This is a genomic window from Telluria sp. BA11 (assembly GCF_056680305.1).
Window position 1 is genome coordinate 5,158,294 of record NZ_CM155275.1, and the last position, 26,493, is coordinate 5,184,786.

Annotated in this window: 20 protein-coding genes; 11 read left to right on the forward strand and 9 right to left on the reverse strand. The window is 65.2% G+C overall.

What is annotated here, in order from left to right; genetic code table 11:
* Window positions 1-57 precede the first annotated feature (57 nt).
* Window positions 58-1,926 (reverse strand): amidohydrolase, encoded by a 1,869-nt coding sequence (locus AC1MGT_RS22795; RefSeq protein ID WP_499502239.1) that lies wholly within the window; start codon window positions 1,924-1,926, stop codon window positions 58-60.
* A gap of 27 nt (window positions 1,927-1,953) precedes the next feature.
* Window positions 1,954-2,580, reverse strand: coding sequence for a response regulator (locus AC1MGT_RS22800; RefSeq protein WP_499502241.1), 627 nt, complete (start codon window positions 2,578-2,580; stop codon window positions 1,954-1,956).
* 208 nt (window positions 2,581-2,788) lie between these two features.
* On the opposite strand from AC1MGT_RS22800, the gene AC1MGT_RS22805 reads away from it, so the two are divergent.
* From AC1MGT_RS22805 to AC1MGT_RS22830, 6 genes are all read left to right on the forward strand, one after another.
* Window positions 2,789-3,493 carry a YoaK family protein gene (locus AC1MGT_RS22805; protein ID WP_499502242.1) on the forward strand — a complete coding sequence of 235 codons (705 nt, stop codon included), beginning with the start codon at window positions 2,789-2,791 and terminating at the stop codon, window positions 3,491-3,493.
* A gap of 107 nt (window positions 3,494-3,600) precedes the next feature.
* Window positions 3,601-4,287, forward strand: coding sequence for a hydrolase (locus AC1MGT_RS22810; RefSeq protein ID WP_499502244.1), 687 nt, complete (start codon window positions 3,601-3,603; stop codon window positions 4,285-4,287).
* A 76-nt stretch (window positions 4,288-4,363) separates the two neighbouring features.
* Entirely contained in the window at window positions 4,364-4,660 is a 297-nt protein-coding gene (locus tag AC1MGT_RS22815) for a XapX domain-containing protein (protein ID WP_499502246.1), read from the forward strand.
* An 18-nt stretch (window positions 4,661-4,678) separates the two neighbouring features.
* Window positions 4,679-5,083 carry a response regulator transcription factor gene (locus AC1MGT_RS22820; RefSeq protein ID WP_499502248.1) on the forward strand — a complete coding sequence of 135 codons (405 nt, stop codon included), beginning with the start codon at window positions 4,679-4,681 and terminating at the stop codon, window positions 5,081-5,083.
* Window positions 5,080-9,747 carry an AAA family ATPase gene (locus AC1MGT_RS22825; protein WP_499502250.1) on the forward strand — a complete coding sequence of 1,556 codons (4,668 nt, stop codon included), beginning with the start codon at window positions 5,080-5,082 and terminating at the stop codon, window positions 9,745-9,747. Before AC1MGT_RS22820 ends, AC1MGT_RS22825 begins: the two co-directional genes overlap by 4 nt.
* Window positions 9,744-10,367 carry a response regulator transcription factor gene (locus tag AC1MGT_RS22830; RefSeq protein WP_499502252.1) on the forward strand — a complete coding sequence of 208 codons (624 nt, stop codon included), beginning with the start codon at window positions 9,744-9,746 and terminating at the stop codon, window positions 10,365-10,367. Before AC1MGT_RS22825 ends, AC1MGT_RS22830 begins: the two co-directional genes overlap by 4 nt.
* Window positions 10,368-10,387: 20 nt before the next feature.
* On the opposite strand, the gene AC1MGT_RS22835 is transcribed toward AC1MGT_RS22830, so the two are convergent.
* From AC1MGT_RS22835 to AC1MGT_RS22845, 3 genes are all read right to left on the reverse strand, one after another.
* Window positions 10,388-11,497 carry a porin gene (locus AC1MGT_RS22835; protein ID WP_499502253.1) on the reverse strand — a complete coding sequence of 370 codons (1,110 nt, stop codon included), beginning with the start codon at window positions 11,495-11,497 and terminating at the stop codon, window positions 10,388-10,390.
* Between the two features lie 133 nt (window positions 11,498-11,630).
* Window positions 11,631-12,263 (reverse strand): response regulator, encoded by a 633-nt coding sequence (locus tag AC1MGT_RS22840; protein ID WP_499502255.1) that lies wholly within the window; start codon window positions 12,261-12,263, stop codon window positions 11,631-11,633.
* Window positions 12,264-12,317: 54 nt separating this feature from the next.
* The gene (locus AC1MGT_RS22845) at window positions 12,318-14,009 is read right to left on the reverse strand and encodes an ATP-binding protein (RefSeq protein WP_499502256.1); all 1,692 of its coding nucleotides are present in this window, start codon (window positions 14,007-14,009) and stop codon (window positions 12,318-12,320) included.
* 255 nt (window positions 14,010-14,264) lie between these two features.
* Here AC1MGT_RS22845 and AC1MGT_RS22850 point away from each other — a divergent pair, with 255 nt between their 5' ends.
* From AC1MGT_RS22850 to AC1MGT_RS22865, 4 genes are all read left to right on the forward strand, one after another.
* Complete coding sequence (locus tag AC1MGT_RS22850; protein ID WP_499502258.1) at window positions 14,265-16,055, forward strand: amidohydrolase; 1,791 nt, start codon at window positions 14,265-14,267, stop codon at window positions 16,053-16,055.
* Between the two features lie 79 nt (window positions 16,056-16,134).
* The gene (locus AC1MGT_RS22855) at window positions 16,135-16,518 is read left to right on the forward strand and encodes an OsmC family protein (RefSeq protein ID WP_499502260.1); all 384 of its coding nucleotides are present in this window, start codon (window positions 16,135-16,137) and stop codon (window positions 16,516-16,518) included.
* A gap of 513 nt (window positions 16,519-17,031) precedes the next feature.
* Window positions 17,032-18,156, forward strand: coding sequence for an MFS transporter (locus tag AC1MGT_RS22860; RefSeq protein ID WP_499502262.1), 1,125 nt, complete (start codon window positions 17,032-17,034; stop codon window positions 18,154-18,156).
* A 64-nt stretch (window positions 18,157-18,220) separates the two neighbouring features.
* Window positions 18,221-18,556, forward strand: coding sequence for a hypothetical protein (locus tag AC1MGT_RS22865; RefSeq protein ID WP_499502264.1), 336 nt, complete (start codon window positions 18,221-18,223; stop codon window positions 18,554-18,556).
* Between the two features lie 8 nt (window positions 18,557-18,564).
* Here AC1MGT_RS22865 and AC1MGT_RS22870 read toward each other — a convergent pair whose 3' ends face one another.
* The 4 genes from AC1MGT_RS22870 to AC1MGT_RS22885 form a co-directional block, all read right to left on the reverse strand.
* On the reverse strand, window positions 18,565-21,525 hold the full coding sequence (locus tag AC1MGT_RS22870; RefSeq protein WP_103243983.1) for a Tn3 family transposase: 2,961 nt from the start codon (window positions 21,523-21,525) through the stop codon (window positions 18,565-18,567).
* Window positions 21,526-21,699: 174 nt separating this feature from the next.
* Window positions 21,700-22,863, reverse strand: coding sequence for a chromate transporter (locus AC1MGT_RS22875; protein WP_103244708.1), 1,164 nt, complete (start codon window positions 22,861-22,863; stop codon window positions 21,700-21,702).
* Between the two features lie 182 nt (window positions 22,864-23,045).
* On the reverse strand, window positions 23,046-23,984 hold the full coding sequence (locus AC1MGT_RS22880) for a chromate resistance protein ChrB domain-containing protein (protein ID WP_103827480.1): 939 nt from the start codon (window positions 23,982-23,984) through the stop codon (window positions 23,046-23,048).
* 287 nt (window positions 23,985-24,271) lie between these two features.
* Window positions 24,272-25,249 carry a DNA-binding protein gene (locus tag AC1MGT_RS22885; protein WP_103243981.1) on the reverse strand — a complete coding sequence of 326 codons (978 nt, stop codon included), beginning with the start codon at window positions 25,247-25,249 and terminating at the stop codon, window positions 24,272-24,274.
* Window positions 25,250-25,439: 190 nt separating this feature from the next.
* Between AC1MGT_RS22885 and AC1MGT_RS22890 the strand changes: the two genes are divergently transcribed.
* The gene (locus AC1MGT_RS22890) at window positions 25,440-26,453 is read left to right on the forward strand and encodes a tyrosine-type recombinase/integrase (RefSeq protein WP_103243980.1); all 1,014 of its coding nucleotides are present in this window, start codon (window positions 25,440-25,442) and stop codon (window positions 26,451-26,453) included.
* Window positions 26,454-26,493 lie beyond the last annotated feature (40 nt).

Genomic DNA, 26,493 nt, shown 5'->3' on the forward strand with positions numbered 1-26,493 from the left:
TGTTTCCTTTCAGGGAGGCGGCGCGATGCCCGCGGCGCCGGGTTGGCGGTAAAAAACTCAGAAGGCGAAGCAGCTGCAGCCGAAGGCGCCCCAGAATCCGGCAAAGTCCGACACCGGCACGTTCGACCTGCGCGCCCGGTCGTGGGCGTGAGCATGTACGCCGCAGGAACCCCGGCACTGATGGGGCAGGGCGGTCGGTGTCGCTTTCCGGTAATGGCCCGGCACGGTGTTTACGGGCGACCAGTCGGGCAGCACGGGAATCGGCGGTGGTGCGATCGAACTGAATTCAGACTGGCCGTAGACGATCTTGCCGCCGACCACGGTCAGCACCGACTCGATGTCCTTGATCGATTCTTCCTCCGCGCGGAAGAAGTCGCTGGACAGCACCGCCAGGTCGGCCAGCATGCCTTCGCGGATGCGGCCCTTCTTGCCCGTCTCGCTCGAGAACCATGCGCTGCCGCTGGTCCACAGCTCGAGCGCGGTTTCGCGCGGCAGGCGCTGCGCCGCGTCGTAGAGGCGCAGTCCGCCGACCGTGCGGCCTGATACCAGCCAGTACAGCGCGGTCCAGGGGTTGTAGCTGGCCACACGGGTCGCGTCGGTACCGGCGCCGACCGGCACGCCGGTCTCCAGCATGCGGGTGATGGGCGGCGTGGCCTTGGCCGCGTCAGCACCGTAGCGCTCGACGAAGAATTCACCCTGGAAGGCCATGCGGTGCTGGATGGCGATGCCGCCGCCCAGGGCCTTGACGCGGTCGATGTTACGCGGGGTGATGGTCTCGGCATGGTCGAAGAACCAGGACAAGCCGGCGAAGGGGATGTCGCGGTCGACTTTCTCGAACACGTCCAGCATGCGCGAGATCGATTCGTCGTAGGTGGCGTGCAGGCGGAACGGCCAGCGCTGCTGCACCAGGTGGCGCACCACCTTCTCGAGTTCCGCTTCCATGCCTTCGGCCAGGTCCGGGCGTGGCTGCAGAAAATCTTCGAAGTCCGCGGCCGAGAACACCAGCATCTCGCCGGCGCCGTTGTGGCGGTAGAAATCGCTGCCGTCGCCCGGCTTGACCAGCGCGGTCCAGCGTTCGAAGTCGCCCAGCTCCTGGCCCTTGTTCTGGGTGAACAGGTTATAAGCGATGCGCACCGTCAGTTGCTCTTCTTTGGCCAGCGCATCGACGACGGCATAATCTTCCGGGTAGTTCTGGAAGCCGCCGCCGGCATCGATCACGCTGGTCACGCCCAGGCGGTTCAGTTCGCGCATGAACTGGCGTGTCGAATTGACCTGCTGATCAAGCGGCAGCGTGGGGCCCTTGGCCAGGGTGGCGTACAGAATCATCGCGTTTGGGCGCGCGATCAGCATGCCGGTCGGGTTGCCTGCCGCGTCGCGCACGATTTCGCCGCCTGGCGGATTGGGCGTGTCCTTGTCGTAGCCTACCGCGCGCAGGGCGGCGCGGTTGAGCAGGGCGCGGTCGTACAGGTGCAGCACGAACACCGGCGTGTCCGGCGCGGCGCGGTTGATCTCTTCGATGGTCGGCATGCGCTTCTCGGAAAACTGGAACTCGTTCCAGCCGCCCACCACGCGTACCCACTGGGGATGCGGGGTACGCTCGGCCTGCGCCTTGAGCATGCGCAGCGCGTCGGCCAGCGACGGCACGCCTTCCCAGCGCAGCTCCAGGTTGTAGTTCAGTCCACCGCGGATCAGGTGGATGTGCGAGTCGTTCAGGCCGGGAATCACGGTGCGGCCATTGAGGTCGATCACCTGGCTGTCAGGCTGGCGATGACGCATCACCTCGTCGGTATCGCCGACTGCCAGGAATCTGCCGTCCTGAATCGCCACTGCGCTGGCTTGGGGATTCTGGCGGTCGACCGTGTGGAAGCAGCCGTTGAACAGGATCAGTGGGGCGCTGTGGGTAGCGGTGCTGGTGGATTGGCTCATGATGGGTAGTCTCTGTTCCTGGATGGTCTAAAAGGCTTGCAGCAGGCCGCGTTGCTGCGCCACGGATGCAGCCTCGGTGCGGCACGATACGTTCAGCTTCGACAGGATGTTGTTGACGTGGTACTTCACGGTGCCCACGCCAATGCCCGCGTCGCGTGCGATCAGTTTGTTGCTCTTGCCCGCGCTCAGGTGGGCCAGGATGTCCAGCTCGCGTCGCGACAGCGGACTGGTATGGATGCGCAGCGCCAGCTTGTCCGCCAGCAGGGCCGGCAGGTAGCGTCGGTGCTCCACGACCTGGCGCACGCAGCGCAGGATTTCCTCGAAGCCGGCCTGCTTTAGCAGGTAGCCCGCCGCCCCCGCCTGCAGGGCGCGGTGCACGTTCTCATCACCTTCGTAACTGGTAAGCATCACGATCCTTGCGTCCGGATGCATCCTGCGGGTCGCGATGATGGCTTCGAGGCCGCCGCCCGGCATGTTCAGGTCGACCAGCATCACGTCCGGGCGCAGGCGCTCATACAGCGCAACCGCCTCGGCCGCGCTGGTGCCCTGGCCGAGCAGCGCCAGGTCCGGCTCGGATTCGATCAGGCTGGCAAGACCGGCCAGGATGAGGGGATGGTCGTCGGCGATGACCAGTGAAATTGGGGACTTGTCCATGCTGGATGCTCCGCTGTCCGTAGTCTGATGGCCGCATTGTCGGCGTGGCCGCCATGACGGTCTAGCTATACCAATGGATAGGAGGGGCAGGCCGTAAAACTGGCCAAATGGGATGGGCGCGACGTCCCCCGGCTGCCTACGATGTCGGGCAGCGGTGGCCGGTAACCGATCGATTACCGTCCATCCACCACCCAACCTGGAGATTCGCATGAGCGAACCAACACATCACCGCACGCAAGGTTTGGCGCTCGGTTTCCTGGCCGGCTATGTCGACACGCTGGGCTTTCTCGCCCTGTTTGGCCTGTTCACCGCCCACGTGACCGGCAACTTCATCATGATCGGCGCTGCGCTGGCCGACCCCGGCCGCGAGATGGTGCTGTTGAAGTTCCTGGCTTTCCCGGCCTTCATCGCCGGCGTCGTCATCGCGCGCCTGTTGATCGTCGCGGTCGAGCGGCGCGGCGGTACCGCGCTACGGCCGGCCTTGCTGCTGCAGGTCGTGCTGCTGTCGGGCTTCATGGCCTGCGGCATCGCGGCCACCCCGATCGGCGAACACGCCGGGTGGCTGGCGATGGCGGCGGGCCTGCTGGGCACCGCAGGGATGGGGGCGCACAGTGCCACCAGCCGTCTGCTGCTGGCCCATCTGGCACCGACTTCCATGATGACCGGGAACGTTACCCAGATCGTGATCGACCTGACAGACGCCGCCCGCGGGGCCAACGATCCGGGCTTGACAAGCAGGTGCGCCAAATTCATCTGGCCCCTGGCGGCATTCGCCATCGGCTGCGCCGTCGCGGCCTTCGCTTTCCACCGGTTCGGCTTTGCCGCGCTGGTACTCCCCGTCCTGATCCTGCTCGGCCTGATGGCGACCGAAACGCCGGCAATGCCGGTGCAGGAGCGGGCGACCCCGCCGTAAGGCAGGTATACCTTTGGATACTGGTTCCACAGCAAGCCGTGTCTTACGATTACCACCATTGCGGCCCACATCACGATGGGCCGCCCGAGCAATCAATGGAGAACATCATGCCCAATCCGAAACTCGAAGTCCTGACCCCGCAAAACTCCCAGCTGATCTTCATCGATCACCAGCCGCAGATGGCCTTCGGCGTGCAGTCGATCGACCGCCAGGTCCTGAAGAACAACGTGGTCGGGCTGGCCAAGGCCGCCAGGGCCTTCAACATCCCGACCATCATCACCACGGTGGAGACCGAGAGCTTCTCGGGCCATACCTACCCGGAGCTGCTCGACGTATTCCCGGGCAAGGAAATCCTCGAACGCTCATCGATGAACTCCTGGGACGACCAGAAGGTGCGCGACGCGCTGGCCAGCAACGGCCGGAAAAAGGTGATTGTCGCCGGCCTGTGGACCGAAGTCTGCAACACCACCTTTGCCCTGTGCGCCATGCTGGAGGGCGAGTACGAAATCTACATGGTGGCCGATGCCTCGGGTGGCACCTCGAAGGACGCCCACGACTTCGCGATGCTGCGCATGGTGCAGGCCGGCGCCGTGCCGGTCACCTGGCAGCAGGTGCTGCTCGAGTGGCAGCGCGACTGGGCGCACCGCGACACGTACAATGACGTGATGGCAATCGTGCGCGAGCATTCCGGCGCCTACGGCATGGGCGTCGATTATGCCTACACGATGGTGCACAAGGCGCCGCAGCGCATCACCGGCAGCCACGAAACGCTGGCACCGGTGCCCGCCAAATAATCCGTCAGCGCGGTAATCCGGCAGGGCCGGCACGGTGGCGCCGTGCCGCCTTGCCGTTCTTTTTATGGAGAATCCCATGAAAATCTATGTCGTCGCGTTGGCGGCCGGCCTGCTGGTCGGCCTGATCTATGCGCTGCTGCAGGTGCGCTCGCCGGCGCCGCCGGTTGTTGCCCTGGTCGGCCTGCTCGGCATGCTGATCGGCGAGCAGTCGGTCCCGCTGGTCAAGCGCATGCTCGCCAGGGAACCGATCACGGCGAGCTGGCTGCGCACGCATTGCGTGGCCCAGATCACCGGCATTCCAGCCAGCCCCACCGAAGCTGGAACGCCCACGGGTCGCGCTGATGCGCCGACGACAGGCGAGCCACATGCGTGAGGCGGGACGGGCAACGGCATGAACCAGCAAGCGAGCGACGATGCAGCACCGGCGCGCATCTGCGTCGTCGACGACGACGCCGCGGTACGCCAGGCCATGGCCAACCTGCTGCAGGCGGACGGCTACGCGACATTCCTGTTCGAGTCCGGCGAAAGCTTCCTCGCATCGCCACACTTGCCCGACATTGATCTTGTCCTGCTCGACGTCAAGCTGCGCGGCATCAACGGCTTCACGACCCAGGAGCGCTTCGCCGCCTTGGGCCTGGCCATTCCCTTGCTGTTCCTGAGCGGTCACAGCGACCGCGACATGGAACTGCGGGCGTCCCGCGCTGGCGCGATCGCGCTGCTGCGCAAACCGGTCGACCCCGACCTGCTGTTCGAGCACATCGAATGTGCCCTCAGCACCCGCAAGCGGCGCGGATGACGGCGTCGCTCGATCCACCTGCCGTGCCCGACGTGTCCGGATTGTATGGCCGGGAGTGGCAGCTGGCACAGCTGGCGGCGGACTTTCGCCGGGTGCGCAGCGAGCGCACCTTCGGGGTATCGGTCGTGCACGGACCCTCAGGCATCGGCAAGTCGGCACTGTTGGCGCGCTTCCTGGCCGACCCCTCTATGCGCGATGCGACGGTGATCAACGCCCGGGCCGACCAATACGGGGGAGACGCACCCTATGCGGCGCTCGTGGACGGGATGCGCGCGCTGGTGGTGGACATCCTCGGGCAGAGTGAAGCCGCGGTGGCGCACTGGCGCGGCCGCATCGGCGCCGGGATGGTGGATCCCGAGCTGACGCTTGCGCTGGTGCCGGAACTCGCCCTGCTGCTGGAAGGCGCGACGCCGCAGCTGCCCCAGGCATCCCTGGGCGGAGGCGGCCGGTTGGCGGCAGCGGTCCTGCAGCTGTTGCGTGCCTTCGCGAGTGCCGAGCGCCCGCTCATTATCGTGGTCGATGATGCCCATTGGCTCGACCCCGCTGCGGCCACGCTGCTCGAGCAGATCGTCGGGATGGCCGCCGGGCTGCCGGTGATGCTCGTGATCGCGACGCGGCCGCGCGCCGGCGGCGCCCTCGATGCGGCCGCCGGCCTGGGCCGGCGCCTGGCCTCGCGCGCCGCCTACTACCGCGAGCTGGCGGTCGAGACCCTGTCAGTGGCAGACCTGGAGCAGATGCTGGCCGATATCTTCGAGGGCGCGCAGCCGCAGCTGGAACGGCTTGGCGGCCTGGTGCACCACAAAACAGGCGGGCATCCGTATTTCGTGCGGCAGTTCCTGCAGGGGCTGGCCGACGGTGGTCTGGCGCACTACGGGCAGAAAGGCTGGGAGTTCGACTTCGACGGGATATGGCGGCGCCCCTTCACGGACAATATGCTGGGCCTTGCCCTGCAGGGCCTGATCCAGCTGCCACAGGAACTGCATGAACTGCTCGGCACGATCGCCGCGCTGGGACGGGCGGCCGACCTGGCCCTGCTGTGCGACGTCTCCGGCGCCGAGCCCGGGGCGCTCGACGACAGGCTGGCGCCAGCCATGCGCGCCGATGTACTGGCACGACGCGGCGGGATCTACGTCTTCACGCACGACCGCCTGCAAGAGGCGGCCTACGCCATGCTCGAGCCTTCGCGCCGCGCGCGGCTGCACTACGCCGCAGCCACCGCCCTGCTGGCGCGCGCGCGGCTGGACGGACAGGACCGTACCTTGTTTCACGGGGTCGACCACCTGGCGCACGCTGGCGCACTGGTACCGGCGGCGCAGGCGGTCGAACTGGCAACGCTGGCGGCGCGCGCAGGCCGGCTCGCGCGCCGCGCCTGCGCCTACGCTGCGGCCTGCGGCTACCAGCTTCAGGCCCTGGAGCTGCTGACGCGGGCGCCGGTGCCCGTACCGGGCGCCGCGCTCGCGGTCGCGCTCACGACCGAGATTGAGCTCGAACTGGCCCACGGCCGCTTCCTGACCGGCCAGCTGGACGACTGCGCTGCACTGGTGCGCAAGCTGCTCGCGACGGTGCCGGACCGGTTCGTCCAGGCCCAGGTGCAGTGTCTCGCGGTCGAGCTGGCGGTACGGCGCGGCCGCTACCTCGAGGCGAGCACCATCGCACTCGACGCCCTGCTCGGATTCGGGATCGCCATTCCCCGGGAACCGTCAGAGCAAGCGTGCGACAGCGCCTACGCCGCGCTGCGCGAGCGGCTGGACGGGCTGGGCGCTTTGACGCCGCTGACGGATCCCGAAGCCCGGATCGTGGTCTCGCTGCTGGCCAGCCTCCTGGTTCCCGCCGCCTTCACGTCGTTGAATCTGCTGTTCATGCAGCTGTGCCACATGCTGGAATTGACCCTGCGGCATGGCATGACGCCGGAAGCGGCCGTGTCGCTCGCCTGGCTCGGCGTCGTGGTATGCGAGCGCTACCGCGCGTTCAACGACGGCTTCGCTTATGCACAGGAGGCGCGCGAGCTGGTCGGGCGGCATGGCTACGCTTCGCACGAGGCGCAAGTCCTGTTGGCGCTCGACCAGGCCAGCGTCTGGACCCGGCCGCTGGAATTCTCGCTCGATTGCGCCCAGGCCGGCTTCGAGGCTGCGCGCGCGCAGGGAGATTTCACGATCGCCTGCTTCGAAGCCTGCCATCGGACCTGCATCCTGCTTGCGCGTGGCGACCGGCTCGACGCGGTGCGCGAGGAAATCGAACGCGCGCTGGCCTTCGTCACCCAGGTCGGCTTCGCGGATGTGGAAGCGATCCTGTGCGTGCAGCGCGATGTCGTGGACAGCTTGACGGCGGTTCAGCCGGCCGGCAGCGAGCGACCAGCGTTGCTGTGCCGGCACGGGCGGCCCGGCAACGGCAATGTCGAATCCATGTCGACGCTGCGTTTCTGGCACTGGCTCTACATCGGCATGCTCGACTACCTGGATGGCGATGACGTGCAGGCCTTGTTCTGCCTGGAGCAGGCCGGGTTGCTGGCGTGGTCGGCGCCGGCGCATCTGCACCAGGCCGACTATCACCTGTTCAGCATCCTTGCCTTGTGCCGCGCACCTGGCCTGGCCGCTGGCGACGCTGGTGACGCCCGCGTCCGTGCGCGTGTTGACGCGCACGTCGCCCAGCTTGCAAGCTGGGCCGCCGGCTACCCGCGCGGCTTCGCCGACAAGCTGGCGTTGGCCCATGCCGCCGTCCTCGACCGCGGCGGCGAGGCCATGGCCGCGCTTGCGGCCTACGAACGCGCGGCTGCGCTGGCAGAGGAGGGTGGCAGCGCGCACATCGAAGGGATCGCGCACGAATGCGCGGCGCGGCTGGCCAGGCACGGTGGACTCGCCACGGCGGCGACCGCGCACGCCAGCGCGGCGTGCGCGGCCTATCGCCGCTGGGGCGCGCTCGGCAAGGTGGCCCGACTCGAGGCTGCCTATCCGGGTGTGGGTGGCGCGGCTCTTCCTGGCCCGCCCGGCGCCACCGGGGCGATCCGCGACATCGACGGCGTCATTCGTGCGACCCGCGCCCTGTCGGAAGAGATCCACCCGGCGCCGCTGGTCAAGGCCTTGATGAGCATTGCGCTCGACTATGCGAACGCCCAGCGTGGCGTACTCCTGCGCCGCGACGGCGACCGGCTGCTGGTCCAGGCCAGCGCGCGCCTCGGCGCCGACGGCGTCGACATCGACATGACGGAGGTGGCGCCGGGCGAACTGGATCTTCCACTCACGATCATCCATACCGCATTGCGCTCGCGCGCGGCGGTCAGCGTCAGCGACAGCCAGCGTCCTCCCGGCCATGCGCTCGATCCCTATCTGCGCACTCACCCGCGCTGCGCTGCGATTGCGATTCCCATGATCAAGCGATCGCAACTGGTCGGCATGCTGTATCTCGAGAACCGGCTGTCGGCCTGCGGCTTCACCGGCGAGCATACCCAGTTGCTGTCGCTGCTGGCGGCGCAGGCGGCCGTGTCGCTCGAGAATGCGAACCTGTATGCTGAGCTGCTGCAGGAAAACCGCGAGCGGCGCCAGGCCGAGCGCGCCTTGCGGGAAAGCCGCGCGACCCTGCTGCTGGGGGAAGGGATCAACCAGAGCGGGAGCTGGACCTGGGAGGTCGAGGACGGCGTGGTCAACTGTTCTCCCGAGTTCCGCCGCATCTTCGGGCTCGACCCCGAGGTGACGTGGATCGCCTTCGACGCCCTGATGGCGCGCATCCATCCGGGCGACCGCACCGGTGCCGCACAGCTGCTGGGCGAGGCCTCCGCCGCCCGCACGGCGTTCCGTTTCGAGCACCGTATCACGGGGGCCAAAGGGGAGATCCGCCACCTGTCCGTCATCGGGCAGCCGATGGCCGACAACGAGACCGACACCTACGTGGGTACGGTCAGCGACGTCACGCGCCGGAAGGCCGAGGAGGCTTCCCTGCGACGGGCCCAGGAAGAACTGGTACGCGGGGCCAGGCTGACCACGGTCGGCCAGCTGACTGCGGCGATCGCGCACGAGGTGAACCAGCCGCTGATGTCGATCTCGAGCAACGCAGGCGCCGGCCTGCGCTGGCTGCAGCGCGAGACGCCGGCGCTCGAGAAGCTGGGGGACCTGCTGCACGAGATCGTCGGCCAGAGCCAGCGCGCCGGCAAGATCATCCAGACCCTGCAGGCGCTGGGGCACCGCAGCCCCCAGTTCCGCCCGGCCGACCTGCATGCGATGATACGGGATGCGCTTGCGCTCGCGCGCGGCGAGCTGGACCGCCACGAGATCAGGGTGGTGCTCGACCTGGCTGCCGGGCCGGACCGCGTCGAGGTCGATGCGGTCCAGTTGCAGCAGGTACTGGCCAACCTGCTGGGCAATGCGATCGAGGCGATGGCGGCCACCGCGGGCCGTGACCGGATCCTGCAGGTGGCGACAGTCTGCGTCCGGGACGGCGTCGAGGTACAGGTGTCCGACAATGGCGTTGGCGGCTTTGAGGCCGGGCTGGAAGCGATGTTCGAGCCGTTTGTCAGCACCAAGCCCGGGGCAATCGGCATGGGCCTGGCGATATGCCGATCGATCGTCGAAGCCCATGGTGGCACCATCCGTGCGCAGCCGCGCGCGCCACATGGCTGTCACCTGGTCTTCATCCTGCCGTTGACGGCCGACATGAAAGGAGATTCGCCATGACGGCGCCAATGGTATTCGTGGTGGATGACGACGACGCAGTGCGCGCGTCGATCCTGAACCTGCTCGCGGCCGAGGGTTTCGAGGCGCGCGGATTCGCGGCCGGCGCGGCCTTCATCGGGGCAGCGCGCCCGGATACGGCGGCCTGCCTGGTCTGCGACATGAAAATGCCCGAGCTGGGCGGCCTGGAGGTGGCCGCTGAAATGGCGCGCCAGGGTAGCGGCATTCCCATCATCTTCATGACCGGGTTTGGCTCGATTCCGATGACGGTGCAGGCGATGAAGGCCGGCGCCATCGAATTTCTCACCAAGCCGGTCGCGCCGGAAGAACTCCTGCGCGCGGTGCGTGACGGCCTGCGCACCGACGAGGCGAATCTGGCGGCGCGCCGGGAAACGGCGCAACTGCGCCAGCGCCTGTCGAGCCTGACCCCGCGCGAGCGCGAAACCATGGAGCTCGTCATCGGAGGCCTGTTGAACAAGCAGGTGGCCGACGCACTGGGTGTGAGCGAGATCATGGCCAAGACCCACAAGCGCAAGGTGATGGACAAGATGGGTGCGCGCTCCTTGCCCGACCTGGTGCGCTACGCAGAGCGGCTCCAGATCGCAAGGGCGCGTAGCCGCTAGGACGGCTGCGCCGGGCCGGCTCAGAACGCGTGCCTGATGCCGAGCGCGGTGCCGCGCAGGTGGGCGCCGGCGACCGGATCCAGTCCGTTGATGGCGAAGTCGACGGCCCCGCGGTCGTCGTTGTGGAGCCGCGTGTGGAAGGCAAACAAGGTGGTGCGGGGCGACAGGGCCAGCTCATAGCCGATGGTGGCGTGGACCGCGCCGGTGTCAGGTCCTGCGCTGATGAAGCCGATCCGTTCGCTCGCCTTTCCCTGGCCGTCCTGCGCTTTTGCCACGCCCAGGCTCAGCGCATGCTGGCCCATCTGCCGGGTCGCGGACACGTACCAGGCGTCGCGTCGCAGCGCGCCGCTGCCGGTCCGGTAATCCAGGCGCTCGGCGACCAGCGCCAGCCGCGTCGGGCCGAAGCGGTAGGCCAGCGCCAGCCTGGTGCCACGGTCGTCGCGGCCCGGCCCGTGGTAGTCGCGATGGCGTTCATGCGCCAGTGCCACGTACAGCGGCCCGCGCTCCAACTGCAGGGCTGCCGAGTCCAGTGCCGGGCGGGCGCCGCCGGCGGGGCGCTCCTCGCTGAAGCCGTGCGCCAGGCGTAGCGACAGGCCCCGCCAGGACGGCGTCCAGTAATGCAGGCTGTTCTGCTGGCGCCGATCGAAGGAACTGATATCGGAAAGGTTGTCGCTGCTGGGCGCAGCGCCGTTGCCCATGATGCTCATGTAGCCTGCTGTCGTCACGTAGAAGGGATCGAGATCGGCCGTCGAGGCATTGTAGGGCGTGGTCCAGTTGCCGGCGAACAGGGTACCCCAGCGGCCTTCGAGGCCGACCCGGGTGTTGCGCGAGGCGAGCGCACCGGTGCCGGTGTCGGGCGCAACCGCGCCCTCGACCTGCCAGATCAGATGCAGGGCGCCGCCTAGCGGCGCGTCGCCGCGCAGCCCGATCACCGAGCGGTAGTTCGCCAGCCGCGTCAGGCGCGCTGCGGCAGGGGGCGAGCGGCCGGCAAGGCCACTGGCTTGCGCCGACTCCAGGCCGAGATTGAGACGCCCGTAGAGTTGGGTCGTGTCGGACTGGGCCCGCGCGGCCGAGCCGAGGCAAAAGGGAAGCATGGCAAGTATGCCTGCCGGGAGAAGTCGTGTTTTCATGGTCAGTCGATGCCGTGGTGATGAATAGCTGCGGACCATGGCTGCCTGGTCCGTAACGCCTATCCTACGGTGGCGCAGCGCAGCGCGACCCTGCCGAATGACGGGGGCGCGCTGCGTGCAAGGCAGACGGGTGCTACAGGGTGATGTAGCCGCGCTTGATGGCCAGGGTCACCGCGTGGGTGCGGTCGCTCGCGCCCAGCTTGACGAGCACGGTGCTCATGTGGCTCTTGACGGTGGGTTCGCTGATGGTAAGAATTTCGCCGATCATGCGGTTGGAATTGCCGTCAGCAGCAAGGCGCAGCACCTCCAGTTCGCGCGCAGACAGTTTGTCGGCAGGGAAGTGGCCATCGACCTCGTCCTGTGCCACCTTGGCGATCACGCTCGCGCCCTGGTAGACGTGGCGCACGGTATGGGCGAGTTCGGCTGCGGACACGTCCTTTAACAGGTAGCCGGTAGCGCCTGCCTTTAGTGCGGCGATCACGCGTGCGTCACCGCTGAAGGTGGTCAGCACGATGATGCGGGCATCGGGATGCATGGCGCGGATCGCCACAATCGCCTCGAGCCCATCCTTGACCGGCATCTGGAGGTCCATCAGCGTCACGTCCGGCCGGTGGCGAGCGAACTGGGCGATGGCCTCGGCGCCATTGCTGGCCAGGCCGACGATGTCCATGCCGCCCTGGGCGCGCAGGGTGGCGGCAATCCCGTCTCGCATCATGGGATGGTCATCGGCGATCATCACGCGGATCGGCTGGTCGGGATGGTTCATGTGTTCATGTCGATGTGGGCAAGCTGTAAAACGAATAACAGTCTGGCGCGGCTTTCAGCCCAGGTCAAGCCGGTCCGGGTGCACGGGAACGATGAAGCGGAAACAGGCACCTCGGGGCTGACCCGGCTCGTAGGCGATCCGCCCCCCGTGTGCGCGCACGATGGCCAGGCAGATTGCCAGTCCCAGGCCAGTACTGCCGGGCTTGGTGCTGAACAGACTGCCGAAGACGCGCTCGCGGTGGTGCAGGGGGACGCCGGGACCGTTGTCGCTGATGCGCACTTCCACCTCGTGGCTGCCATGCGGGCGCGTGGCGATGCTGATTTGTTTCGGTCCGGCCGGTGCGCTGGAGCCGGTCAACGCCTCGATCGCATTCACGAGCAGGTTGGTCATGACCTGCTGCAGCTGGGTGGCATTGGCGTGAATCGTCGTCTCGCCCAGGCCCAGCGCAACCTTCACGTCGATGCCTTCCTTGCGCATGCGGCGCTGCAGGAGCTGGAGAACGTCGCGCGCGGTCTGGTCGACCTTCACCTGCCCCATATCGTTATTTCGGTGCGCCGCTAGCCGCTGCATGCTGCGCACGATCTCGCCGGCGTGCCGCCCGGCGTCGCTGATCAGGGCGATCGATGAGAGGGCGCGTTCAATGTCCGGCTCAGCCTTGCGCAACCATTTCCTGGCCGCTGCGGCGTGCAGTGAAATTGCCGCCAGCGGCTGGTTGACCTCGTGCGCGATCGACAAGCCGAGTTCACCGAGGCCGGCCGCTTGGACCGCATGCGCCTCCGTCGGCAAGCTGGGCGATTCGCCCGCGTGGCCGGACTCCACCAGGCCCCACCGTGACCGCAGGCAGGCACGCCGGCCGTGGGCCCCCCAGTGGCCGTAGCTGGTAAGCGCGGCCTGCCGGAAGTGGCTGCTGACCGAGCCCAGGCCGCAAGCATGGGCCAGGTGCGCCGCTTCTTCCCATGCCAGGGCAGCCATCCAGTGCCGCCCCTGGCCGGTGGCCGCGTCGGCCGCCGCCTCATAACCGCGCAAGGCGGCCAGGACATCGCCGTTGTACCGCGCAAGCGCTGCATCGGCCAGCAGGGAAAAGCTGGCGGCGTTGGCCGGGTGCAGCCAGGCCATGCGGCGCAGCTCCGCACAATGGATGTCCGGCTTGCAGTCGGCGCCAGCGTCCATGTTGCGCGACGTGGCCAGCGCAGCGAACAGGTGGAAACTCATGCGCTCTGCCGGAGGCTGCGGTGCAGCGGCGATGGCGCGGGCGCGGGCGATGGCGTTCATGGCTTGGGTTTGGGCATCCGCATACCAGGCTGTTTGCAGGACGGTGAGCCAGTGGCCGAAGCGATGTTCAAGCATCGCGCCATCGGGTGCGGAAGATGCCACCGCTTCGTCGCCGACCAGCAGAATGTCCAGCAGCGCGGCGCGGCCGGCCAGCTCCGCCCGGTCCTGCGCGCCCGCGGGCCGGCTCCTAGCCTGGGCCAGGCGGCGCGCCAGCTCCGGCAAGGGCATGCCTGCCACAAACCCGGTACTCGCAAGGCAGAGCGCAGCGCAGGCCGGCGCTGCATCATCTTCGCAGATGGAAGCCAGTTCGCAGGCCGCCTGTTCCAGGCTGGCCGTGACTGGCGTGACCATGGCCGCCAGCTGCCAGGCTGCATCGGGCTTGCGGCTGACCGCGATTGCGCGAGATGACGCCGCATGTGGGTGTGGATCACGCAGGGGCCGGACTGACAGGGCAGTGTGTGGAACCTGGTTCATGGGATGGGACGTGCTTTCATCGAGTGAACTATCTGGGGCGGGGCGCAGAAGGTCGCCGCCGATTGATTATGGCTGCTTGCGTTGACATATCATTCATACGATAGTTCTATGCGCGCGTGTTTTTGCAGGGCCCGGACGCCCGAAGAGCCGACTGCGCTGCCGTCCGCCCCGGCAAAATGGCAGGGGCCGGCCAGGTGCTGCGCTGCTATGGTGAGAAAAGCATGCAGCTCGCTTGAAACCAACGAAAGAAGCGCCATGAACCACACCATTCCATCCCGTCGTACCGGCGTCCATGCGACGTTGCTGGCTTCCGGCCTGCTGGCTGCAGCGGCGGCCCAGGCCCAGGCCGATCTGATCCTCACCAACGGCAAGATTGCCACCATGGTCCGCGAGGGGGAGTTCGTTCAGGCCGTCGCGGTCAAGGACGGCAAGGTGCTGGCAACCGGCAGCAATGCCGCTGTGCTGAAGCACAAGACCGCGACGACCCGGGTAATCGACACCGGCGGGCGCACCGTGATTCCCGGCCTGAACGATTCGCACACCCATGTGATCCGCGAAGGCCTCAACTACAACATGGAGCTGCGCTGGGACGGCGTGACCTCGCTCAAGCGCGCGCTCGACATGCTGAAGGAGCAAGCTGCGCGCACGCCGGAAGGCGAATGGGTGAAGGTGGTGGGTGGCTGGAACGAGTACCAGTTCGACGAAAAGCGCTTGCCGACGCTGGAGGAGATCAATGCGGCAGTGCCGGATCGGCCGGTCTTCGTTCTCTACCTGTACGGCTTGGGCTTCCTGAACAGGAAAGGCATCGAGACGCTCGGCTATACGAGCGAGACGAAGTACAAGGATGGCGTGGTAGAGCTGGACGCCAACGGAAAGCCGACAGGGCGCCTGATCGCCAAGCCGAATGCGCTGATCCTGTACTCGACCCTGGCCAAGACCAACAAGCTCGGCCGCGAAGACCAGGTCAATTCCACGCTGCACTACTACCGCGAACTCAACAGGCTGGGCGTGACCAGTGTCATCGACGCCGGCGGTGGCTTCCAGAACTACCCGGACGACTATGGCGTGACGATCGGGCTGGCGCGCGAGGGCAAGCTCACCGTGCGCACCGCCTACTACCTGTTTGCCCAGCGTCCCGGCAAGGAACTGGAAGACTTCCAGCGCTGGATTGGGATGACCCACCCAAAGAAGAACGACCACATGTTCTATCCGAATGGCTTCTCGGCGGAAGGTGCGGGCGAGAACCTGGTCGCCAGCGCGGCCGACTTCGAAAACTTCCTGGAACCACGTCCCGACCTGCCGACCCACATGGAGGGAGAGCTGGAGCAGGTGGTCGGCCTGCTGGTGCAGAAGCGCTGGCCGTTCCGGCTGCACGCCACCTACGGTGAAAGCATCGACCGCGACCTGGCGGTGATCGAGAAGGTCAACGCGACAACGCCGCTGAACGGGCTGCGCTTCATTGTCGACCACGCGGAGACCGTCACCGACGCCCAGCTGGCGCGCATCAAGAAGCTGGGCGGCGGCATCGCAGTCCAGGACCGCATGCACTTCCAGGGCGAGAGCTACTGGAAGCGCTATGGCGCGCAGACGCGCCAGATGCCGCCGATTCGCAAGATGCTGGACATGAAGATCCCGGTCGGCCTGGGCACCGATGGCACACGGGTGTCGAGCTATAACCCCTGGCCGTCGCTGTATTGGGCCGCCACTGGCAAGACTGCTGGCGGCATGGCGACCTGGCAGGCGAGGGATGTACCAAGCCGCTATCAGGCCCTGAGGTTGATGACCACGGGTTCGGCCTGGATGAGCGGCGAAGAAAAGCTCAAGGGAACGATCCGGCGTGGCCAGTACGCCGACTTCGTGGTCCTGCCCCAGGACTACTTCACGATGGAGGCGGAAGGCATCAAGCGCCTGGAGAGCCTGTTGACCGTGGTGAACGGCACGGTGGTCTACGGCGCCGGTCCTTATTCGCCGCTGAATCCGCAAATGCCGCCGGTGTCGCCGGCGTGGAGCCCGGTGGCTGTTTACGGCGGCTATCAGAACCGCTGAAGGGTGGCAGCCGCGGTTCTTGCACGCATGGCGTCCTGCGCTCGCGAATGAAACGTCACAACGAACAGGGAGATATCAAATGGAGATCGTCACGCATCACGGCGAAGGCAAGCTGCAGCAGATTATCGAGGTTGGATCGCATCGCCTCACTGCGGATGCGTCGGTTGAGGCGGGAGGCGAAGCGACCGGCCCCGAGCCTCACGACCTGCTGGCGGCAGCATTGGGCGCATGTACCGCGCTTACAGTGACGATGTATGCGCGACGCAAGGGTTACAAGCTTGACGATGTGAAGGTGCATATCAGCCACGGTCAGCAGGACGGGTCCTATGCATTTACCCGGAGTATTCATTATGTCGGTGAATTGAGCAGCGAAGAGAGGGCGCGCCTTACGGACATTGCGAACAAATGTCCGGTGCATAAGACGCTCGTGGGAACGATACAAATCGTGACGAATGAGAGTTGAGCCTGCATGGCTTGTCGCATGTGTTTTCATCCGCATCCAGAGGTTCCAATTACACCTGTCTCATTACTTTCAGAAGGCTCACGCGCTTCATTGACAAAACTGTCGAAGCCAACTGACAGAACAATCTGGTGCTTGGGGAAAGTAACAGCGAGATCTCGGCCGCTCAGCTAAAACACCTGCGCCGTTGCGACCGAATTCCCCACTGGCTGCACCGGCGCGTATCAATGCGGAAACGATATTCCAGGCCGAATATTCGGCATTCGAGCCGTCGCGTTTGCGCACCTGGGAAATTAGTCGCTGTCTCTGACAGGCCGCCGCGCCCTCCTTGGTGATTGAGGCCGATTGACGCCGGGCGCTGAAGTGATGTGCCGGCGGCTTGCACGTGCGCCAGTTCCCGGGCAAGGCGCCAATTGCCGTGGTTGCCTAGTCAGTTTGACGGAGGCGGCTAGGCCGCTTGCCATTCGTATTCACCCTTCTTGCCAATTGGCGCGGGTACCCGCGCCCACTAAGCTCATGCGATCCCCAAGGCGTCAGGAGAATCACGTGGCAAGCAAAAGCAAGGCAGGGCAGGTACTGGCCAGCAGCACGATATCGTTCACGATCTGTTTCGCAATCTGGATGATGTTCGCGGTGCTTGGCATTCCCATCAAGACGATGCTGGGCCTGAACGAAACGCAGTTTGGCCTGCTGGCAGCGATGCCGGTACTGAGCGGCTCGCTGGTACGTGTACCGCTGGGCATCTGGTGCGACAAGTATGGCGGACGTATTGTGTTCTTCCTGCTGATGCTGGTATCGGTGATCCCGGTCTACCTGATCGGCAAGGCGACCGCTTACTGGCAATTTTTGGTGCTGGGCCTGATCGTGGGTATCGTTGGCGGCTCGTTCTCGGTCGGCACGCCGTATGTGGCGCGCTGGTTCTCGAAGGAGCGCCGCGGACTCGCGATGGGTATCTTCGGGGCCGGCAACTCCGGTTCCGCGCTCACCAAATTCGTCGCACCGGCGATCATCGCTGCCTACGGATGGCAGATGCTGCCTACGGTGTACGCCGTGACGCTCCTGGTGACGGCAATCCTGTTCTGGCTATTCAGCGCGACCGATCCCACGCACCAGAGCGGCGCCAGTGTGCCGTTCTCGGAACAGATGAAAGTGCTTAAAGACCCGCGCGTGTGGCGCTATTGCCAGTACTACTCGGTGGTGTTCGGCGGCTATGTGGCGTTGGCGCTCTGGATGACCAAATACTACGTCGGCGAATACGGGTTCGATCTGCGTCTGGCGGCTTTGCTGGCTGCATGCTTTTCGCTGCCAGGGGCGAATAGGGAAAACGGAAAAAATCGGGCGCTAAGGCGATTTGGCCGACCATATCGCCCGCAAACCATTCCGCGCGGCCGACTTGCAAACGCCCTGAGTCCATGCTGTATAGTCGTCATTTATGACCGGGGGCGGTCTTTGCTTGGAAAGATAAAAGATGTCGAACGCGCAGCTGATGGCAGTAGTCGAGGTAGACAAAGAAGATCGGATAATTTGTCAGCGCGACGGCTGTGGCCACAGCGTGTACAAACGCATCCACATCGTGCGGGAGAACGGGCGCTTCACCGCTCTCGGCTCCGAGTGCTTCAAGCTCCTATACGGCTCCGATGACACCGGGGCGGTGCCCCTTTATGGATCAAGCGCTGGCCAGCTTCTTACCGACGCCGAGCGTCAGGTGCTAATCGATAATACTGACCGCTTCATTGCAATGCTTGAAGCGCAGCGGCTTCAACTGGAACATGCCCGAGCCCTGGATTTACGCGCTAGACTAGAAGAACAGCGCGAGCGCGAGGAAGCTGCCCGAATTATCAGAGGCGCGTCGGATGCGCTGCGTGACGAAGAACGCAATGCTCAGTCGCTTGCCCTGGAAAACTGCCGCCGGCAATACCCAGGGCTCAATCTGGCCACACCAGGCTGGCAGGGCTTGGTTTATTTAGAGAAGCTAAGAATCTTGCGTGAGGGTCGTGGGAATCGATTCACGCAGCCGCGAACTGAATCCTCCCTCTTCTAGATTATTTCCTACTCTTGGGGCTTACGCAGCTCCCTGAACCCGCCTTCGGCTATACGCTGCTGGCGCCACACATAGTCCCCGGTCAGGTTGATGTGCTCCCAGCCCAGCGGCGACAAAAATTGCAGCATGCCGTCGTCGGGCAACTTGCCTTTCTCACGCAAGGCCTGCGTCGCCCGCTCCAGGTAGACCGTATTCCACAGTACGATTGCGGCCGTCACCAAATTGAGGCCGCTGGCGCGGTACCGCTGCAGCTCGAACGACCTGTCGCGGATCTCGCCCAGCCGGTGGATGAATACCGCCCTGGCCAGCGCATTGCGCGCCTCCCCCTTGTTCAATCCGGCGTGCACGCGCCGGCGCAGCTCGACGTTCTGAAGCCAGTCCAGGATAAACAGCGTGCGCTCGATCCGCCCCAGCTCGCGCAGCGCGATCGCCAGGCCGTTCTGGCGCGGGTAGCTGCCTAGCTTGCGCAGCATGAGCGACGCGGTGACGGTGCCGTGCTTGATCGAGGCGGCCAATCGCAGCACGTCGTCCCAGTGTGCGCGCAGGTGCTTGATGTTCAAGCTGCCGCCGATCATCGAGCGCAAGGCCGGGTGATCGCCCACCTTGCCCGGCACGTACAGCTTGGTGTCGCCCAGATCGCGGATGCGCGGCGCGAAGCGGAAACCCAGCAGGTGCATCAGCGCGAACACGTGGTCGGTGAAGCCGGCGGTGTCGGTGTAGTGCTCCTCGATGCGAAGGTCCGATTCGTGGTACAGCAGGCCGTCGAGCACATAGGTCGAGTCGCGCACGCCGACGTTGACCACCTTGGTGCTGAACGGCGCGTACTGGTCGGAAATATGGGTGTAGAACAGCTTGCCGGGCTCGGCGCCGTACTTGGGGTTGATGTGGCCCGTGCTCTCGGCCCGGCCGCCCGCGCGGAAGCGCTGGCCGTCCGACGACGACGTTGTGCCGTCGCCCCAGTGCGCAGCGAAGGTGTGCTTGAACTGGGCGTTGATCAGTTCAGCCAGGCCGGCCGAATAGGTTTCGTCCCGGATGTGCCAGGCCTGCAACCAGGACAGTTTCGCGTAAGTGGCGCCGGGACTCGATTCCGCCATCTTGGTCAGGCCGAGGTTGATGGCGTCGGCCAGGATCGCGGACATGAGGAACGTCCGGTCCTTGGCCTGCTCCCCGCTCTTGAGATGGACAAAGTGGCGCGTGAAACCGGTCCAGTCGTCCACGTCCATCAGCAGTTCGGTGATCTTGATCCGAGGAAGCATGCCGCTGGCGAAGTCAATCAGCGCCTGGGCCTCGTCCGGCACCACCGCGTCCTGTGGGCTGATCCTCAGTCCTGTCTCAGTAATGATCGCATCGGGCAGTTCGTTCGTCAGCGCGAGCCGGTTGACGGTGACCAGCTGCTGTTCGAGCAAGAGCAAGCGGTCGTGCAGGTACTGGTCGCAGTCCTGGTTGACCGCGATCGGCAGCTCGCGCGCTGATTTCATCGCCCCGAACTTTTCCGTGGGTAGCAGGTATTCCTCGAAGTCGCGGAACTGGCGCGAACCCTGCACCCAGATGTCCCCCGACCGCAGCGAATTCTTCAGCTCCGACAAGACGCAAATCTCGTAGAAACGGCGGTCAAGACCTTCGTCGGTGATGACCAGCGGCTTCCACCGCGCCTTCACGAATGCGATCGGCGCGTCGTCCGGCACCTTGCGCGTCCCGGTCATGTTCATCTCGCGCAGGACGTCGATCGCGTCCAGAACCGCTTGCGCCGCCGGCGCAGCTTTAAGCCGAAGCACGTCCAGAAACTCGGGCGAATAGCGCCGCAGGGTGCTGTACTGCTCGCCCACCAGGTGCAGGTGGTCGAACGTTTCGGGCTGGGCCAGTTCTGCCGCCTCGGTCACGCTTTGAGTGAAGTCTGTCCACGGCAGCACGGCCTCGATCGCGGCATACGGGTCCCTGCCGGATTCCTTGGCCTCGACCAGCGCGCGCCCGATTCGGCTGTACAGGCGCACCTTGTCGTTTATGGCCTTGCCCTGCTTCTGGAAGTCCTGCTGATGCTTGTTCTTGGCTGCGCTGAACAGCTTGATCATAATGCGGTCATGTAGATCGACCAGTTCGTCCGTCACGGTGGCCATGCCCTCGATGGCCAGCGCCGCCAGCGTGGCATAGCGCCGCTCGTCCTCGAACTTGGTCAGGTCGCGCGGCGTCATCTGCGCGCCCTCGCGGGCCATCTTCAGCAGCCGGTTCTGGTGGATCTGGTGGCCAAGCCCTTCCGGCAGGGCCAGCGACTGGAACACCTTGAGCCGTTCGATGTGTTCGCGCATGTAGCGGGAATTGGGTTTGAGCGGCGACTGGCGCAGCCATACCAGCCAGGTAATGCTCATGTCGGGCGCCACATTGAGCAGGTTGTCCAGGGAGCGCCTGTGGTGACGTTCCAACGGCTCAATCAGCGTGCGATAAATTCGCCGGTTCGCCCTCGTCACAGCCTCGGCGCAGGCCCGTTCGATGACGGTCAGCGTCGGCAGGATGATGCGCTTCTGGCGCAGTGTTTCGAGGGAATGCGCGGCGAGGATCATTGCCTTGTCGGTCTGCATGGCGAGGTCGGCCAGGCAGTGCACCAGCTTGCGGAAATCCGGCAAGCCGAACACGGACAGCCCCAGGTAGGCGCGTAACTCATGCAGGTGCTCGTTGCGCGTTTTTTCGCGCTCGCCATATTCCGGCCAGGCGCCGGCGTCGCTGCGCACCTGCTTGGCAATCCAATGGATCACCGGATCTGGCAGCCTAGTGTCGCTGGCCAGCGCCTGGCCAGGGTAGCGCAGCAAGCACATCTGAACCGCGAAGCCGAGGCGATTGGCGGCGCCCCGGCGCTGCCGGATCAACGCCAGGTCGGCATCCGTGAAACTGTATTGCTGGATTAGGTCATCCTGACTTTCTGGCAACACCAGCAGGCTGTCGCGTTCGGTATCAGAGAGGAGTGAGCGGCGCGGCATTCGATCGGACCCTTCGAGGATAAGCCGGGATAAAGCCAGTAATGGGACGAAGCGAAAAAGTAATTAAGGAACGTACTTTTCTTACTTTCTAACTAAGAAGCTTCTTTGTGCTATGCCAAGACAAAACCAGAACGGCACGACGAAGGTCAGCTCCAGCAGACTCAGGCATTCCCCCTAGAACACCAGCCACCCGACCAGTCCAGCCGCGAGGATCACGACGACTACGTTGAGTTTGTTCTTCCAAGCATAAAGGAATGCCAAGGCCGCGGCGAAGATCGATATACCCGCCGTCAACGACGGCACACGCTCGGCGGTGACATGCGCCAGGTCGACGGTGGTGGCGCCAATCAGGCCGACGACCCCGGCCGCGACACCATCCAAAAAGGCGTGCAGCTGCTTGTTCTCCACAACCGCCTCCAGCCGGTCATAGAAGATCAGCGAGAACGCAAAGGCCGGCAGAAAGACACCGACCGTCATGGCCATCGCTCCAACCGGACCGCCCGCCACATAGCCGACGAACGTTGCGAAGATGATGAGCGGCGCCGGTAATACACCGGAAAGCGCCAGCCCATCCAGGAACTGCCCATCCGTCATCCACCCGCGCCCGACAGCGTCGTTGCGAACGAACGGAATCGCGGTATAGGCGCCGCCGAATGTGAGTAAGCCGGCTTTTAGTCCAGCCACGAAAATGAGGAGCACGGAGGCTTGGCCTTGAATGACCGTTTCCACAAGCTTCGCGGTGGGCGCGGCCGACATAGCAACGGCCGTAGCCAACGCCATCGCCCCAAGTGTCACCAGAAGCGCAAACGCCCGACGATTCAACACGAGCAAAGCGTACACAAGGCCACTCGCCGGCAGGGTGATCCAAAAGTCGACCCCGCCACTGGCTGCCAGCGCGCAAACGATGGCAATGACCCACAGCCAGCGACTAAGTAGGATGTGCTCTCCGATGCGGTGCACGGCGCGCACGATCAGCGCGATTACGGCCGCTTGTACACCAAGGAATGCGGCACCCAGCGAAGTGCCGACAATGTCGATCTCGAAGTACAGCCAGGACAGCGCAAACATCAGCAAGAATCCCGGGAGCATGAACCCAAGTCCCGCCAGCAAGCCGCCCAGCCGCCCCTTTGCTCGGATACCCAGATGAACGCAGATCTCGTGCGCTTCAGGACCGGGCAGCACCTGCATCACCGCAAGCAGTTTGTTGAAGCGTTTGCTCGAGATCCAGCGTTCCTCATCCACGAGTTCGCGGCGCAGCATAGCGATCTGAGCCACAGGACCGCCCCAAGCGAGCAGGCCGAACTTGAGGAATCGCACGAAAAGCTGGAAGTAGCTCATGGCTGGAGGAACGGCTTCAATCGCGGCATCTGGCGCCTCGTTCGGGCGGTACGATGCATCATTCGGGACGTTCAAAGGTGTTCTCCTTGCAGTTCAGTATAAGTAGGTCGAATACGCTGGATGTCCTCCTCGGCAGTCAGGCGCACAATATTTGAGCTCCGACGTCTTGGCGATCAGTACATTCAGGTCGTGGCGGTTCCGTTGCCAAAGCTGGCCATCAAACCGTCGAACACGGTCGAGGCCGCGTCCAGCAGTGCGTCGTCCTGGGCAAGGCTTTCGCGCATCCCGGCCAGCACGCTTTCGATGCCGGCGGCCTCTGGCGGCTGCACACCCCCGACATCGAGGTAATGCACCAACTGGCCGATCCGCCGGATGGCAGGTTGATCCAGTCCAAAGCTTTCGGCCAGCACCTCGAAGGTGACGCGGTTGCCGATATGGCTGAATGCCGCCCCATCGAAATCGAAGCCGATGGCGTCCGATGGGCAGTCTCCAGGGCTGGCCAGCCATTGGAAGTAGGCGCGGCGGTCGATGAAGCGCCGGATCAGCCAGGCGCTAGCTAGGCGATCCACCCACGGCCGCTGCCGCGTCGCCCAGATGCGCCCTTGGTAGTCCTCACACCGCAGTCGGCCGATCTCTCCTTCAGCCGACTGCGGTTCATCCGGCGACAGGGTTCGGGCACAGGCGAGTTCAAGCTCGCGTAGTGCGCAATCGACCTGTCGCTGTGGCTCGTCGGGAAAGAAATCGATCGCGACCAGAGCTGCAAAGGACTTGCGCAGCTTGCGCGTCTGCTTGAGCGTCTCCTGCACGTTAGCGGAGTCCAGCTCGCTTCGCCTCTGTGTGATCTCGGGTAACAAGGCGGCGTAATCCTGGCTACGGTCAAACAGCCGAGCGTAGTCCGTGTCATCGGCGGCTTCGGCATTCAATACATATGCCGAACCTCCACCGGAGACCACCTCGGCAGCCACTGCCGCCAGCGTCGAATGGCAGGCTTGGCAGTGCGGCATCAAGTACACGCCGTCACGTAGCACGGTGGCGCCGGCCGCTTTGAGTGCCCGCCAGGCACGCTGGCGGACAGTGGCATTCTCGGTGGGTAGGGAGAGAATTAAGGCAATTAGTTGCATGACGTAGAGTATAAATCAATAAAGACTTATACTCTACAAACTTTATGACGATGGCTGATACGAGGGTTGCCAGGATTACGATTTTTCGCAAAAACATGCCCAACCCATTGTTCCAAAATGGGAAAGTTTTCAATCTCGGGAGTGCCGCTTTGCACAGCGCACCCGGCTCAGGTCAAAATGTCCGGTTGCTGGCGAAGGTGATACCGCCCTGCGCTCGATCGGCCGGTCCTGACGCCCGCCATTTTCGACACCAAATTATTCCCAAAAATATTCAAGCCGGCCCGGCGCTACGGCTTCTTGCGCCTGCCGCCGGCGTTCTTGCCCGCAGAGCCTTCGATTTGCTTCCGTAGCTGGGCGTTTTCGTCTTCCAGCTCGGTGACACGCGTGTCGAGGCGCACGTTCTCGTGCTCGGCCTTGTCCAGCAGATCGGCCCCCATCGCGGCGTCCATGTGCTCGCGGCTGGCCATCTCACGCGCGGCGCCCAGCTGCTCGCGCAAGGTGTAGACCTCGCCCAGGTGCTCCTTCGCCTCGCCATTGGTGCGCTCGACCTGAATCTGCAATCCCTGCTTCTCCGCGCGTAGGACGGCCACCGCCTGCTGGTGCTCCTGCAGGTAGGTGCGCAGCTGCTGGGCGTCGTGCTCCAGCGTGCCGATGCGCGCTTCGAAGCCCTGCCGGTCACTCTGCCGCTGCGCGGCCGCCTTCTCCTGGAAGTGATCGAACTGGTGCCGGGCCTGCGCCAGCTGGTCGGTCAGCAGCCGGACCTCGGCCGCCCGGTCCGCCAGGCGCTGGGTGAGGCCGTCGTTCTCTGCCCGCAGGGCCGCGATCGCTACAGCGCCGTGCTGCCGCTCGTCGCGCTCGTGCGCGAGCGCCGCCTTCACCTCGGCCACTTCGGCAAGGAGCGTGTCCCGCTCGGCGCGCAGCTGGCGGCCGCCGGCGCGTTCCATCTCCAGCTGCTGACCGTCTTCTTGACGGGCCTTGTCGTGCGCGGCGCGCAACTGCTCAACCTGCGCCTGCGCGCCGGCCTCCAGACGCTGATACACACCCTTGACGGCTTCCAGCAGGTCGGCGGGCAGGCCGGCGCCGGCGGCGGCCGTCTCGCCTTGGTGCTGCGCTTTCCACTGCTTGAGCATGGGCGCGATGGTGCCCTTGCTGCCGGTGTCGCCAAGCGCGGCGCGGACGGTGTCCACGGTGGGGTTGGTGCCGGCGGCCGCCAGCTGGGTGGCGGCCTTGACCACCTGGGAGAAAAGAATGCCTGCGCGCGCCATGGTGGGCCTTTCGCGAAATTAAGTAACGTATTCCATAATACGTAATATCACGATATATTACGCTGTGTGTTTTTCGCCGTCACGCGCCAATTTACGCTTCGATAATGTTCGTTACAGCAGGCTATACCACCGGCGGCGTGCTATGCTGGCCGTAATCCCGTTATGAGCGCGCAATTGCGCGACGCCCGCCATGGCCACCACGCCCGCCGTCACCGATATGCCCGATACCGGGTCGGCACCGGCTATCCGTACCGCTGTTACGCCGCAGGACGACCACAACCACGCCGCGCGGCACCGCGTCTTTCTGGCTGCCGCCACGTCCGACAACACGCGCCAGGCGTACCGCTCCGCAGTTAAGCACTACCTGGACTGGGGCGGCGTGCTGCCGGCAAACGAGCCAGCCGTTATCCGCTATCTGGTGCGCTACGCCGACACGCTCAACCCACGCACCCTGGCGCTGCGCCTGACGGCGCTCTCGCAATGGCACGTCCACCAGGGCTTCGCCGATCCGGCCGCCACGCCGACTGTGCGCAAGACCTTGGCCGGGATCGCGCGCACCAATGGCCGCCCGAAGAAGAAGGCCAAGGCGCTGCCGATCGAAGATCTGGAGCTGATCGTGGCGAACCTGGCCAGCCTGGGCACGCTGAAGGCGGCGCGCGATAACGCGCTGCTGCAGGTGGGCTTCTTCGGGGGATTCCGGCGCAGCGAGCTGGTGGGCATCAAGGTCGACCACATCACCTGGGAAGCGCAGGGGATCACGCTCACGCTGCCACGCTCGAAGACGGATCAGACCGGCGAGGGCGTGGCCAAGGCGATCCCCTACAGCGCTGGGCCGTGCTGCCCAGCGACGGCGTTGCGGACATGGCTGGACGCTGCCGGCGTGGCCAGCGGCCCGGTCTTCCGGTCGATCAGCAAGTGGGGCGTGGTGGGCGCCGATCGCCTGAATCCGGCCAGCGTCAACACCATCTTGGCCGGCGCCGCCCAGCTGGCCAAGCTCGGCTACGTGCCGGAACTGTCCAGCCACAGCCTGCGGCGCGGCATGGCCACCAGCGCGCATCGCGCCGGCGCCGAGTTTCGCGACATAAAGAAGCAAGGTGGTTGGCGCCACGACGGCACGGTTCAGGGCTATATTGAAGAAGCGGGGTTGTTCGAGGAGAATGCGGCGGGTAGTTTGTTGCGTTCGCGCACCAGGACCAGCGGCTGAACTGGCTGCGCGCCGGCGGCTGATCTCCGCTGGGATGCGT